The sequence below is a fragment of the Candidatus Woesearchaeota archaeon genome (assembly GCA_018303405.1).
Classification (GTDB): domain Archaea; phylum Nanobdellota; class Nanobdellia; order Woesearchaeales; family JABMPP01; genus JAGVYD01.
The window spans coordinates 1-12,895 of the sequence record JAGVYD010000001.1; the positions used below are offsets into that span (position 1 = coordinate 1).

The following is a 12,895-nucleotide window of genomic DNA, read 5'->3' on the forward strand; positions in this document are numbered from 1 at the left end:
GCAAGCAGCCCAAGCAGTTTGAGATTGATCTTGTGAACAGGCATGAGCTTGAGGCAGAGTTCCAGGCTGCGCAGAAGGCGAAGAAGGAGGCGGAGAAGGCAACTGGAACAGCGGTAAAGGAAGACAAAAAAGAAGAAATTGTCACAATAAAGCCATTGTTGCTGGACAACGGGGCAATGGTGCAAAATCCGCAGGAGCTGCTGGACAGCCTTCAGAGCATGGACATGCAGATATTCAGGGTGCATGTGAATGACAAGAAGAATGATTTGGCAAGATGGCTGAGGGATGAAGTAAAGGACATTGCCTTGGCTGACATAGTGCAGCCAATTACATCAAAGAAGGATACAATCACTGCCATCCAGAAATATTTTGCCGAGAAGAAAAAGGCAAGCGATGCCGCGCAAAAGGCAGAAGGCAAGCCAAAATAAATGAAAATCAGGCCTTGGCCAGGCTCATGGCTTTTCTGTTACGGGCTTATTCATTTTTTCCCTTTGTTCACTGACTTGTTTTTCCTTGAGCTTTTGCGCAAAGAAAATGCCTGCCTCATTGGAAGTGAAATCTATTGGATACATATCAAATGTTATCTTGCCGCTTGGCTGCAGCGGACTTCTGTCTCTGAGATCCGGATTATTGGATATTATGCTGTAAACAAAACCTGCAACATCATCAGCAGTCATGACTTTCCCCCTATATTTTTCCCTGATGTGTTCTACAAGATGATCGCTATAGGGTATGGTGCTGGTTTTGGGTGATAGGTAAAACCCTGTATTAAACAAATAATGTATGCGCTTCTTGTCTTCACCGCCACGCTTGAGCGCCAGTTCTTCCAGCACCATCTTGCCGAGGTTTGCAGCTGCATAATTCGGCGCTGTTTGCCTGTTGACAAAGGTAAACGCAGCTGTATTTGAGCCAGCGGGCATTAAATCGTCCATGGCATTTTGGAGCCTGGCATAAGACACTGCAATAATGTCAATGGCCTTGAGAAGGTCATCAGGGTTATAATCAGAAAGATAAACCACATTTGGGTTTGCAGGAAGGTCCTGCAATGCCAAGCCATTATTAATTTTCATCCTTTGTATGATGTCCCTTCTTTTTGTCCTTGACGGTTCAGGAATTGCAGATATTGAGTGTATTAGATGGTCAATAGAGCCATGGCTTTCTTTGACATAATCATGAAGTGCTGAGTAATCTTCTGCAACAGATGAGTCCAGGCGCAGAAATCTGACTTTATCCTTGCTTGGCAGGGCATCAAGGAATTCCTGGTCAGGCTCTTTGCTGTGATAGGTGGCAATGACTGCCGTGTCGGGGTCCTTTAAAATCCTGTGCAATAAAGCTTCCCCTAGCCCAATCGGCACTCCCTGTAACTTTTCACCTTTGGTCCTTGGCTTTACGCCTGCAATAACATACACTTCAGGCTTTGCAGCGGCTTCATACATGGATTAGGAGAGATAATTTCCATTTAAAAGCCTTACTGTTGAGTGGTGATTTCTAAGTGCCCAATTTTTCCGCCCTTTCTTTAGCTGCTGCAATCATGCCCTTCAGAAGCATGTCAAGGTCGCATTGCTTTGCATGCTCCAGGCCTGCCTCTGTTGTCCCCCTGGGCGTCTTGACCATATCAATAAGTGTGGCATATGCCATGCCCTTGTCGTTTATCAATGCCAATGTGCCCGCAATTGTCTGATGCAGCAATTTTTTCGCAACTCCGGGGCTGAGCCCCTGCCAGACAGCAGCCTTTTCAAGGGATTCAAAGATGCTCGAAAGAAAGGCCGGGCCCGACCCTGACAAAGCCGTGACCGCATCCATTCCTTCTTCCCTGATTTGAGTGGCATATCCTCCTGTTTCCAGGATGGCTGCTACGCAACGCCTGTCAGCCTCATCACAATTGCTGTTAAGGGAGTATGCCGTTGCCCCCTTGCCTACCAGGAAAGCAATATTTGTCATGGCCCTTGCAATTCTTGCCTCCTGGCCCAAAATGGAAGCCACGGATGCCATTTTTTTACCTGCTGCAACAGACAGGTAAAGCTTTGCAGGATTTTGATGTGATTCCGCAGAGGCAATTTCCGAAAGAACTTCATTCAATTGGTATGGCTTGACAGCCAGCACGACAATATCAGAATCATCGGCAACTTCCTTGTTGTCCGATGTTGTTCTTATGCCATACGAATTGGCCAGGCCTGACAATGCAGATGTGTTTCGCCTGCTGGCAATGATGTCAGTCAATCCGTTGTCAACCAGGCCTTTTATCATTGCCTCGCCAATTCTGCCTGCCCCGACAATGCCTATTTTACGTCCCTGGAAGGCAACCATAGCCTTCGGCTACAGCATTCTGGCTGCCATAAACTCTCCCATTTTCCTTATTTCCCTTTCCGTGTATTTCATTCATTTGTCTCGCCTCCGATTTCATTGCTGTTTATAACCCTGCCTGAATTTTCAAGTCCGGTGAGAAGACAGGCAGATGAAGATTATGGCAATACGGGGCACACCCAAGTGCCTAGTTAGGTCGCGGAAAGCCAATGCTATTCAGAAAAATTCGAATTCCGATGTATTCTTCGCAAACCATATGCATTGGGATAATTGTGCAGTATTTATACTTTTGTATTGGGGGAATTGATTAGCGCTGTTTCAAAACAAACATTAATATATCAATTATTCCGACTTAGGATTATGCAAATAAATCTTAAGCAGCTGAAAGACGAACTGGACACGGCAAGCAACCCGATATTTCTCTTCGATGATGATTGCGATGGATTGTGCTCTTTCCTCTTGTTTTGGCGCTATCTAAGGGAAGGGAAAGGATTTGTCGTGAAAGGCAGGCCATTGGTTGACTTGAAATATGCGAGAAAAGTTGAGGAAAACCTGCCCGACAAGGTTTTCATCCTGGATATTGCGCAGGTTGAGCAGGATTTTATCGACGAGGCAAGGAGGCTGGGCAGCAGCGTTGTCTGGGTTGACCACCACCCGCCTGAGGAAAGGGCAAATGTCAAGCATTATAATCCAAGATATCAAGGCAAGAACAGGCCGACCAGCCAGCTGTGCTGGGAGGTCACTGAAAAGGATGAATGGATTGGCGTTACAGGAACTGTTTCTGACTGGATGTACACTGATTTGGTAAAGGATTTCTCGAATAAAAGGCCCGAACTTATAGGGAAGGAAATCAAGACTGCAGAGCAGGCCCTGTATGACTCAAGGATTGGGCTTTTGGCAAGGATCCTCTCGTTCAACATGAAGGGCAAGCTTTCAGATGTGATGAAAGCCATTAAAGTGCTGACAAGGATACCGACACCCGAAGAAATCCTGGACCAGACATCTGATGCCGGAAAATTTATTTACAAAAGATATGAGAATGTGGACAAGATGTATTCCAAATTGCTCAAGCTCGCCATGAAAAAAGTTGACAAGGATGAGATTGTGGAGTATATTTACTCTGACGACCAGTGGAGCCTGACAAAAGACCTGTCAAACGAGATGGTTTACCGGCATCCCGATAAGGTGATAATAATCGGCCGCGAGAAGGATGGGGATGTCAAAATGAGCATAAGGTCAGTCAGGCATAATCTCCGGGCCATTCTTTCCAAATGCCTTATTGGAATTGAAGGGTATGGCGGCGGCCATGAGCATGCCTGCGGCGCGAATGTGAAAAAGCATGACCTGGAAAGGTTTTTGCGGCAGTTCAGGGAAGAGATCGGAAAAACAAAGTAGGACTATGCTTTAATTACAATTTTTGCGTCTGCAATTTTTTTCTGAGCCATTTCACAAAAGGCTAAATATGCTGCTGCCCCAAGCAGGTCAACATTTGGCTCGTTTGCCCGAATGCGCTCGGCCAAATCCGACAATTTTTTCCAGGCTTCTCCAAAATGATAATCAGGATCATCGGCAAATTGGCCAGTCAGCAACTGACCCCCTTGACTTTTTTGCGCCATCATATTTGCGTGGTAGGGTAGCGTTTCTCTTAATCGGTCATAGCCCTTGACAAGAATTGAAGGGTCTTTCACAATTTCCATTGCGAGGAAACCTGCCATTACAGCATGGTATCTGAACATTACAGTATCTTCAAATTTATCTGAATATACTGCATTGGCTGGCATGCAACTAAAAATTAAAGTTTGTTTAAAAGGTTTAGCTTTAGCTCCCCAATATCAGAAAATCCTCGTCTAAATATTTACCATAATGATTTACCCAATTCTTGAGTGTGTGATGGTATTTGAACCCCAACTTGCTGTAGAGTTTATGGGCAGCTTTGTTGCCCGAATATAGCGTCAAGTAAATGTTCCTCGGTTTCATTTCCTTTCTCACTCTTTTAATCAATTCAGACATTGCAAAGTAACCCAGACCGACCCCCCTGTATTGTCGTTTTATTGTTATACCCAATAAAACATTGCCTCGCAACTTGTAAAGCTGCCTTTCAGCCGATACACTGCCGACCATCCTTCCACTATCCTCCATCACAAGATAATAGCCCGTTTTCTTGCTGATTTTTTCCCAAGTATGATTGAGCCATTTCTTTTGATCGGCCAAGGTTGCTTTCTTGTCCATGAGCAGATATGTCTTTTCATCCACAAAAGTGTTGATATAGTTCATCAGTTTTCTGGCAGTATCCCTTTTATTTAAGTCTCTTAGAATTATTTTCCTTCCATCTTCCGCAATGAATTCTTTCTTCCATGCCATTTTCGTATAAAAAAACTATGCACCGACCGGGATTCGAACCCGGATAGCGAGCTTTCGTCTTGCATGCCAAAGCACTGCAATGGAAGGCTCGAATCATAGCCATTAGATCATCGGTGCAATAGCATTCTGGGTATGAGTAGAGTTTAAAAATCTTATTCATCCAATTACCGAATGTCATATCAGTTTCAAACAGAAAGTTATATTAACATACCCCTCCTGTTTTGTGGTATGAACAGCGACAATACAGACAACAATATAATTGTTTTTTGCGCCCACTCAGATGACCAGATTTTTGGGGCAGGAGGCACTCTTGCGAAGTATGCCAAGGAAGGCAAGAATATTTACACTTACATATTCTCATTCGGCGAATTTTCGCACCCCTGGCTCAAGAGGAATGTTTCTGTGAAAATGAGGGTCAAGGAATCCTATGATGTTGACAGGCTCATTGGCGGAAAAGGCATCAGGTTTTTCGACTTGAAGGAAGGCACTTTCCCCGAGGATGCAAAAAGGCTGAAGATAAACAAGGAAATCGAGAAGATAATACGCCAGAAAAAGCCGGTCAAGATATTCACCCATGCTGTTGATGACCCCCATCCGGACCACAGCGCTATGCACAGGATTGTTCTTGATACGTTCGACAAAATGGGCTACAAGTGCGATGTTTACACTTTTGACATATGGAACTGGTTTGCAGTCAAAGACAGGCACCTTCCAAAGCTTTGGGTGGATATCAGCAGCACTTTCAAAACAAAGATGGCAGCCCTCAGGACTTTCAAGAGCCAGAAAGCGGCTTTCATGACACTGTTGCCGTCCACTTACGCAAAGGCAATAATCTATGGGCTGAGGAATGGTGTCAAATTCGCAGAGGTCTTCCGCAAGATAAGGTAATAAAATGAAAAAACTTTTGATAGCGACAGATAATTTCCTTCCGAGGTGGGATGGTGTGTCGAGGTTTCTGTCAGAAATAGTGCCTCAGCTGGAATCCTTGTTTGACATAACGATAATGTCGCCTAAATTCAAGGGCGACTTGAAAGGCTGGGAGAACAGGAAATTAAAAAGGTTTGATATGACCCGCATAAAGGTGGGGGATATTGTGCTTGCCTGGCCCAACCATGATGAAATGAAAAAGCTTGTGGCTGACGCTGATATCGTCTGGGTCCAGACGCTTGGGCCAATCGGCGGCTTTGCAGTGCTCCAGGCCAGGAAGCTGAACAAGCCAGTTGTGACCTTTGTCCATTCTGTGGAATGGGAATTATTCTCAAAGGGAGTCAAGTGGTTCAAGCCATTTGTCTACATTTTTGCGAAATTCTATGCGCGCTGGCTTTACGGCAAATGCCAGCTGATGATGGTCCCGAGCTTGGAGACCGAGGAGCTTTACACCTATAATGGCATAATGACTCCCAAAAAGGTCGTGCATTTGGGGATAGACACGGAGAAATTCAGGCCGGCTGAAAATAAGATGGAAGCCAAGAGGAAAGTTGGCATCAACCCTGAGCACTATGTGATAGGCTACACTGGCCGGATTGCAAGGGAAAAGGACATTATGACTTTATACAGGGCTTTCATGAAGCTGAGGAAGGAACGCCAGGATGTCATGCTTATACTGGTTGGAGACGGGATTGAGCCCTATATGAAAATGCTGTCGGCAGACGAGCATGTAATTTTGCCAGGCTCTGTAAATAACATCCAGGAATATCTGCAGGCTATGGATATTTTTGTGCTTCCGAGCCTGACAGAGACAAGCAGCCTGTCCACGATGGAGGCCATGGCCTGCGGAGTCCCGGTTGTTACAACCAAGGTTGGATTTGTCAAAAGGTATGTGCATAATAAGGAGAACGGCCTTTTCTTCCCCAAGGGAAATGACGTCGTGCTCAAGATTAAGCTGATTCAGCTGCTGGAGCATGAGAGCCTGAGGAAGAGGCTTGGCGAGAATGCGAGGAAAACAATAACTGAGCGCTATATGTGGAGCAGCACAGTGGAAAGGATTAAGGCTATTCTTTTGTCTCTGGATTCTCCTTCTTAGGCTCTGGAAGCTTTTCGCCGATTGCCAGTTCCTTGACATGCCTCCGGGTAAAGATTATAAAGAGGGCAATTGTGAATGCTGCCCATATGATTGCAAGCGGCCGCATCATTGCGCTGACCCTTATGCCTGAAATTGCAAGGCCAAGCCCGATAAAATAAAGAAAGCCTGTCATCACGATTACCGCCATCAGGAAGAGCCATATCCACGATTTCCTGACCTGCTTCCGGACCAGCTTTTCCTCTTCCGGATTGACTGGCTTTCTTCTTCCGCCCTGGTAAAAATGTTGGGGCGCCTTGAATAGTGTGTGCGGATCTGCCATTGTTAACAACTATATTTTCAGTGATACGACTTTGCTGACGCTGTGCTCATCCATGGAGACGCCGTACAGCTGGTCAGCCTCGGCAATTATCCCGTCGTTGTGGCTGATTACGATGTATTGGGCGCGGTCAGAATATTTCTTGATGAGGTTCGACAGATGTTCTGAGTTTTTCTTGTCCAGAGCTGCATCCACCTCATCGAGGATATAGAAGCTCGCGGGGTCATGCTCCTGGATTGCAAAGATGAATGCCAGGGCCGTCATTGTCTTTTCCCCGCCGGAAAGGCTTTTTATGTCCAGGAATTTGCTGCCGGTGAGCTTGACTTTTATCATTAGGCCTCCCTCAAACGGCTTTTCCTTGTCCTCAAGCTCGAGCTCCACTTCCCCCTTGGTCGAAAGGGCGGCAAAAATTTCCCTGAAATTCTTGTGCACGACATCGAGAGTTTTCATGAAAAGGTCAGTTTTCTTTGTCTCAATCTCATTTATCATGACCAGGACTTCCTGCTTCTCCTGGCCCAGCTTTTCCTTCTTTTCAAGCAGGGAATGGTATTCCTTGTCAACGGCATCATAAATTTCCAGCGCCCTTAGGTTGACATTGCCAATATCCTGCACCATCTTCTCAAACTGCGATATTTCCTTCTTCAGCTCCTCTTCTGGCTTGTCCACGGTCTCCACGCCTTCATACTGCCTGAATTCCTCCTCAATTGCGGCAAGCTCAGCCTTCACGCGCGCATTGTCTATTGATAGCAGGTTCATCTTCTGCTCATATTTGCGTATTTCCTCTTCCTTGGAGATGATGCTGATTTCAGTCTGCTGCAATTCATCATTGAGCCTGTTCCTTCTTGCAAAGATTTCCTTGAATTGTGAATAGAATTTCTTTTCTTCCTTCTCCTTCTCCTTAAGCAGGCCCTCGTCCACCTTGATTTTTTCAGAAAGCTGCTTGCTTTCATCGCTGAATTTCTCCTTTTCCTTTTCGTGCTGCTTCAGGATTTTCTGTATGTTGCTGATCTCAGGCATGAAGATTGTGTCTATCTGGGTCGTTATGCCCTTGATGTCATTGACGAGGTTGCCAATCTCTGACTTGAGCTCCTCCTTTTTCTGCTCAAAAGTGTTCAATTCCGCGAGCAGGGCAGGGTTGCGGAGCTCACCAATCTTGGACCTTAATTCCTGCTTCTGTATTTTCAGCTTGGCCAGCTCCCTGTTCACGACGCTGACTTTGTTTACAATTTCGCTTAGGTTTTTTTCCGACCTGGCAAGGTCATCCTCCATGTCCTTCTTGAGCTTCTTGCTGAGTTCCAGGTCGCCTGTGTCAAGGTGGAAGCTTTTTTCAGTCTTGATTATTTCTCCTTCCAGGATAGCCTTTTCCTCGCGCAGCTCTGCAATCCTGTCCTCGCTTATCTTCCTCTTCTTTTCGAGCGCATCAATGACTGTTTCATTGTCCGCGATTTTTGCCTCAACCCTTTCAATGTGCTGTGTCAGCTCCCTTTCCTGGAATGCCAGCCCTTTTTTCTGCCTGTAGCCTCCGTGCATGGCCCCGGAAAGCTCAGCCATGTCCCCATCCACAGTAACCATTTTGGCATTGCCAATCCCAATCCTCCGCGCCACATCAATATTGTCCACAACAAGCGTGCTGCCGAAAACATACGAGAACACTTTCTTGAACTTGTTGTCATATGAGATCAGGTCAATGGCAAATCCGTGCGAGCCATTGGCTGTCTTAAGCTTCTTTATCTCTGCATCCAGCTGCTTTTCCTTGATTTTGTTCAATGGGAGGAATGTGGCTGTTCCAAGCTTGTTCTGCTTTAGGTATTTGATGCATTTGGCAGCTGTAAGGTCGTCTTCAACCACTACGCTTTTCAGGTGCAGCCCTGCCGCAACTTCCAGCGCAGTTGAGAATTTGCTCTGCACCTGCCCCAGGTCGGCCACCGTGCCGTAAACACCGCCAAAATCCTGCCTATTTTCCAGGATTTTCTTGAGCGCCTCCCCGGCACCCAGGCGTTCTGCAATCCCGATATTTTTTGCCCTGAGTTTTGCAGCCTCTTCCTGGTCTGCAATGAGATTCCTTCTTGCATTGGCGAGCTGGGAGGCATGAGTGACGTCCTCGCTCAACAGCTTGTTCAGCTCAAGGGTCGCTGCCTTGAACCGTTCCTTCTTTGCCTTGAGCTGGTCTATCTCCTTCTTGTTCTCCTTCTCGACTTCAAGAACTTTTGCAATCCTGTCATCTATGGTTTTGAGCTGGAAGTCAAGCCTGTCCTTTTCCCTGAGGAGGTTTTGCTGCTGTTCCCTGAGGCGCTGTATTTCATTCTGCTTTTCATCTGCAAGCTTGTCTATGTCCTCAATTTCCTTTTCAATGCTCCCTGCTGCATCGATTTTGTTGTCCTTCCTGAAATTGTCAATTTTCGCAAGGATGCGCAGGAGCTCCTTCTCCTTGCCATTTTTCTCTGTGTCAATGCTTATCCTGTCTGCCTTCATGCTCTCTATCTTGGCCGACATCTCCTCCATATTCTTCTTGAGCTGGCCGTGCCTTGAGTCAATCCTTGAAAGCTCATTGTTGATGGACGCAATTTTTGTGTTGCTGGTTGCCAGGTCAACCCTGATCTGCTCAACTTCCTTGTGGATCTTGATTTGCTCCTTTTCCCCGCGCTTTTCAACCTCGGCATTGAGCGCGGCCATTTCCTTGCGGTTCTCATCAAGCTTTGACTTCAGCTGGTCAATAATTTTCTGGACTTGGTCTGTCTTGCCTTTTTGGTGGCCTATGTCCCTGTCGAATTTGCCCCTTTCCAGAATTTTCCTGTCGAGATTTATTTTTAGCATGGAAGCCTTGTTTTGCTGTATCCTGCTCCCGAGCTCCCTGTATTTCATTGCCTCGTCCCGGTCCTTCTTCAGCTCTTTCAGATAGGTCTCCCTTTCCTTCAATATTATTTCAGCCTCGCTTATCTTGACATCGACTTTCTCAAGCTCCCTCAATGCCTTCTCCTTTTTCTCCTCATAAACCGAGATTCCTGCAATCTCCTCGACTATCTGCCGCCTTTCCTCCCCTGACATTTCAACAAACCTTACAATGTCGCCTTGCAGGATTATGTTATACCCATCAGGGTTTATCCTTGCCAATGACAATAGCTCCAGTATCTGCTGCCTTGTCCTTGCCTTGTCATTTATCCTGTATATGCTCTGGCCCGAGGGCCTTACAATGCGCGTTACCTTGACCTCGGCCTCATCTGTAGGGAAAGTCTTGCCAGTATTGTCGAAATAAATGCTCACTTCACCTTCCTTGGCCGCCTTCTTGGATTTGCCGCCGTTGTAGATTAAGTTGGCTGATTTTTCAGCCCGCAGGCTTTTTGTAGAGCCTTTGCCAAGGACAAAGCACAATGAGTCAAGGATATTTGATTTTCCAGAGCCGTTTGGACCAAGGACAACATTGTATTTGGGGCCGAAAATAAGCTCGGTCTTGTTCGCAAAGGACTTGAATCCCCGCAAGATTATGCTGTTGATTTTTGTCATTTTATCTGCCTTTGAGTTTTGATTCAGTTAATCTCTTGAGTTTTGATATGATTTCATGTATTTGTTCTTTGTTTCTTTTTAAGTATTCCGGAGATATCATTATCCCCCTGTAGGCTATATCATTCCTTGTCTTTCTAAGCTGGTCTATGAGAAATATCTGAGAGGAGCCGAAGTTGTCCGCATAGTGCCAGAGGTATGAAACGAGCGTTTCATGGCTGAGAGTCTTGTAGCCGTCAATTGACATGATTGCTGTTATTAGCTCCTTAACAATCTCATAGTAAGTTTCTACCACCAATGTGGCAAATTCCTCTGATTTTTCCTTTGTTCTAAGGTCTTTCTGCCTGAGAGCAACGAGCAAAAGAAGAGATTTTGCCTTTTCCATCTCAGGGGTAATCCTGGAAACATCCTCTGATTTGGCGTCCCATTGCTTCATTTGTCATGCACCGCCTTAAGATAACCATAGAGAACATGGCCATTGAGAATGTTGTTTAATAATTCCTTGCCCAGTTTTCTAATATCGCTCTCGAACAGGATACTTATTTTTCTGTTGAGAGCATTTTCATATTTTTCGACATTAATGTCAGACTCACCCGACTGCAGAAACAGGTCAATGTCGCTGTTTTCCGTATCCTCCCCGCGCGAAGCAGAGCCAAAAAGCACCACGCATGTAGGCTTAATCGTATCGTCGAGATAGCTGATAAGGTCAGATTTCCTGATTCTCCATATTAGGTTTTGCTGCTTTAGCAACCTGAAATCCTCATTCTCTGTGTTTGCCCTGAAAGAAGGGTAGATGCCCTTATTTTCCTTTATGACAAGGCCATCCTTGATTAGGGCAGCTAAGTGATTGATAACCGAGACCTGCGCCAGCTTGACCTTGCGTGACAGCTGCCTTATTAGAAAATCCTTTTTTGGATAGTCAAAAAACTCCTGCAAAATCCTATATCTGTTATAATTTTGTAGCATATGAAATATTTTTATAGCATATGATATAGATTATGAGCAAGTGGTATATAAATATATCGTTTGAGCAGTGGAAACAATTGTATCTGGCTTCAGAATTCCCCAAGCTTTTTTTGGCCAGAACTTGTATTGACTGCCCGCCAGCTTGCCCAGCTCTTCCTGAAAATAGAAGGGTACTTCCGGAAATTCCTGGCAAGGAATTCCTGGGTCATCGGGTCTGATGGGTAGCCAGAGCCAAAGTCCACGCCGATATCCTCCTTTATTTTTTCAATCTCCCTGTCCCTTGTCACTTTGGCAAGTATGGAAGCTGCTGAAACAACAGGGTACTTTGCATCTGCCTTGTGCTCTGCAACAAGCTTTATTTTTTTGGTGATGTGCTTGGCGATGTACCCTGAATATTTCCCTATATTGTTGCTCGGGCAGTCCAGATAGGCTGTAGCTGCCTTTAGCTCATTGATAATCTGGGCGCTTTTCCTTGCTTCCAGCCAGTTGAGGTTGTCAGAATCTGATAAAACAGCATCGTCAATCTCTTGAGGGGGGATTACTATGAGTTTGTGCTGCTTAATGATTTTCAGGATTTCCCCATAGAGCAATTCCCTTGCCCGAGGAGTCAGTTCCTTTGAATCCCTTGTGCCAATTTCCCGCAACTTTTTTTCATCCCTTGCATCAATCGTAACGCCGCAGATGACAAGCGGACCTATAGCAGGCCCCCTGCCAGCCTCATCAATGCCGAGTATCAATGCCATGCTGCGAGAATTGGTTGGGAGATATATAAATTATTTGCTAGCCTAATTCCCTTGTAAGCTAACCAAAAATTATATATATACTAACATATAGACAAATGTTCTTACAGCATTATAATGCACAAGATGAGGTGATTAGATGTCGAGTGAGGCAAATGATAACAAGACAGGATTGTTTCTAACAGCTATAGTGGCAGTAGTAGCTATATTTGGGATGGTTATGCTGTTCGGAGGGCAAAAAACTGGTACTCCACAGATAGTCTACACAGGAGGAGCTGATGCTGAAGTCAGCGAGGATTTGGCTGGCGAGGCAATTGCTGGAGCGACTTATGGTTTTAAGGATGCCTGCTGGCAATGCAATCTTGGGAATCTAATGAGATTTCGAACATGCGGCAGCTATGAAAATGTGACTGGCGTTTGCTGGACGCAATCCAAATGGATAAGTTATGGCAAGAGCCTATGCTCGGAATTTGGACTTAATGCCACAAACTTCACTTATTCGGGCAGATGCTTAGTAGGCACAAACAATTTGCCGCGCTTTTCGTAAGGCATTAATTTTATTTTCCTTTTTTTCTTTCTGTTTTTTATTGTGCTATCCCATTATTAGTTTACACATAAACATCACTCGGTGATGTTTATGTACAAATTGACATTTGAAAAAAGAGTTTGGATAGTAAAGCAATGGCA

General features: G+C 45.3%; 14 protein-coding genes and 1 tRNA gene. 5 read left to right on the top strand and 10 right to left on the bottom strand.

The genetic code is table 11. The features are described 5' to 3' along the window. On the top strand, positions 1–428 hold a 428-nt coding region (locus J4227_00005), incomplete at its 5' end, for a hypothetical protein (GenBank protein MBS3108898.1). A 24-nt stretch (positions 429–452) separates the two neighbouring features. On the opposite strand, the gene J4227_00010 is transcribed toward J4227_00005, so the two are convergent. Continuing rightward, entirely contained in the window at positions 453–1,436 is a 984-nt protein-coding gene (locus J4227_00010; protein ID MBS3108899.1) for a hypothetical protein, read from the bottom strand. Positions 1,437–1,488: 52 nt separating this feature from the next. Further along, positions 1,489–2,307 carry a pyrroline-5-carboxylate reductase gene (gene proC, locus J4227_00015; protein MBS3108900.1) on the bottom strand — a complete coding sequence of 273 codons (819 nt, stop codon included), beginning with the start codon at positions 2,305–2,307 and terminating at the stop codon, positions 1,489–1,491. Between the two features lie 357 nt (positions 2,308–2,664). On the opposite strand from proC, the gene J4227_00020 reads away from it, so the two are divergent. Next, entirely contained in the window at positions 2,665–3,699 is a 1,035-nt protein-coding gene (locus J4227_00020) for a DHH family phosphoesterase (GenBank protein ID MBS3108901.1), read from the top strand. 2 nt (positions 3,700–3,701) lie between these two features. On the opposite strand, the gene J4227_00025 is transcribed toward J4227_00020, so the two are convergent. From J4227_00025 to J4227_00035, 3 genes are all read right to left on the bottom strand, one after another. Then, positions 3,702–4,001: a hypothetical protein gene (locus J4227_00025; GenBank protein ID MBS3108902.1), complete on the bottom strand. Its 300-nt coding sequence runs from the start codon at positions 3,999–4,001 to the stop codon at positions 3,702–3,704. Between the two features lie 121 nt (positions 4,002–4,122). Beyond that, the gene (locus J4227_00030; protein ID MBS3108903.1) at positions 4,123–4,665 is read right to left on the bottom strand and encodes a GNAT family N-acetyltransferase; all 543 of its coding nucleotides are present in this window, start codon (positions 4,663–4,665) and stop codon (positions 4,123–4,125) included. Between the two features lie 18 nt (positions 4,666–4,683). After that, positions 4,684–4,782 (bottom strand) — tRNA-Gly (locus J4227_00035). A gap of 111 nt (positions 4,783–4,893) precedes the next feature. Here J4227_00035 and J4227_00040 point away from each other — a divergent pair. Both J4227_00040 and J4227_00045 read left to right on the top strand, forming a co-directional pair. Beyond that, entirely contained in the window at positions 4,894–5,553 is a 660-nt protein-coding gene (locus J4227_00040) for a PIG-L family deacetylase (GenBank protein MBS3108904.1), read from the top strand. Between the two features lie 4 nt (positions 5,554–5,557). Further along, on the top strand, positions 5,558–6,688 hold the full coding sequence (locus tag J4227_00045) for a glycosyltransferase family 4 protein (GenBank protein MBS3108905.1): 1,131 nt from the start codon (positions 5,558–5,560) through the stop codon (positions 6,686–6,688). On the opposite strand, the gene J4227_00050 is transcribed toward J4227_00045, so the two are convergent. From J4227_00050 to rnhB, 5 genes are all read right to left on the bottom strand, one after another. Next, on the bottom strand, positions 6,657–7,007 hold the full coding sequence (locus J4227_00050) for a hypothetical protein (GenBank protein MBS3108906.1): 351 nt from the start codon (positions 7,005–7,007) through the stop codon (positions 6,657–6,659). The two genes, J4227_00045 and J4227_00050, sit on opposite strands and share 32 nt — an antisense overlap. A gap of 9 nt (positions 7,008–7,016) precedes the next feature. Further along, positions 7,017–10,505, bottom strand: a complete 3,489-nt coding sequence (smc, locus tag J4227_00055; protein MBS3108907.1) for a chromosome segregation protein SMC — start codon at positions 10,503–10,505, stop codon at positions 7,017–7,019. A gap of 1 nt (position 10,506) precedes the next feature. Then, the gene (locus tag J4227_00060; GenBank protein ID MBS3108908.1) at positions 10,507–10,938 is read right to left on the bottom strand and encodes a hypothetical protein; all 432 of its coding nucleotides are present in this window, start codon (positions 10,936–10,938) and stop codon (positions 10,507–10,509) included. Then, complete coding sequence (locus tag J4227_00065) at positions 10,935–11,468, bottom strand: nucleotidyltransferase domain-containing protein (GenBank protein MBS3108909.1); 534 nt, start codon at positions 11,466–11,468, stop codon at positions 10,935–10,937. Before J4227_00065 ends, J4227_00060 begins: the two co-directional genes overlap by 4 nt. Before the next feature lie 89 nt (positions 11,469–11,557). Next, positions 11,558–12,211, bottom strand: coding sequence for a ribonuclease HII (gene rnhB / locus J4227_00070; GenBank protein MBS3108910.1), 654 nt, complete (start codon positions 12,209–12,211; stop codon positions 11,558–11,560). A 136-nt stretch (positions 12,212–12,347) separates the two neighbouring features. Between rnhB and J4227_00075 the strand changes: the two genes are divergently transcribed. Further along, positions 12,348–12,755 (top strand): hypothetical protein, encoded by a 408-nt coding sequence (locus J4227_00075; protein ID MBS3108911.1) that lies wholly within the window; start codon positions 12,348–12,350, stop codon positions 12,753–12,755. Positions 12,756–12,895 lie beyond the last annotated feature (140 nt).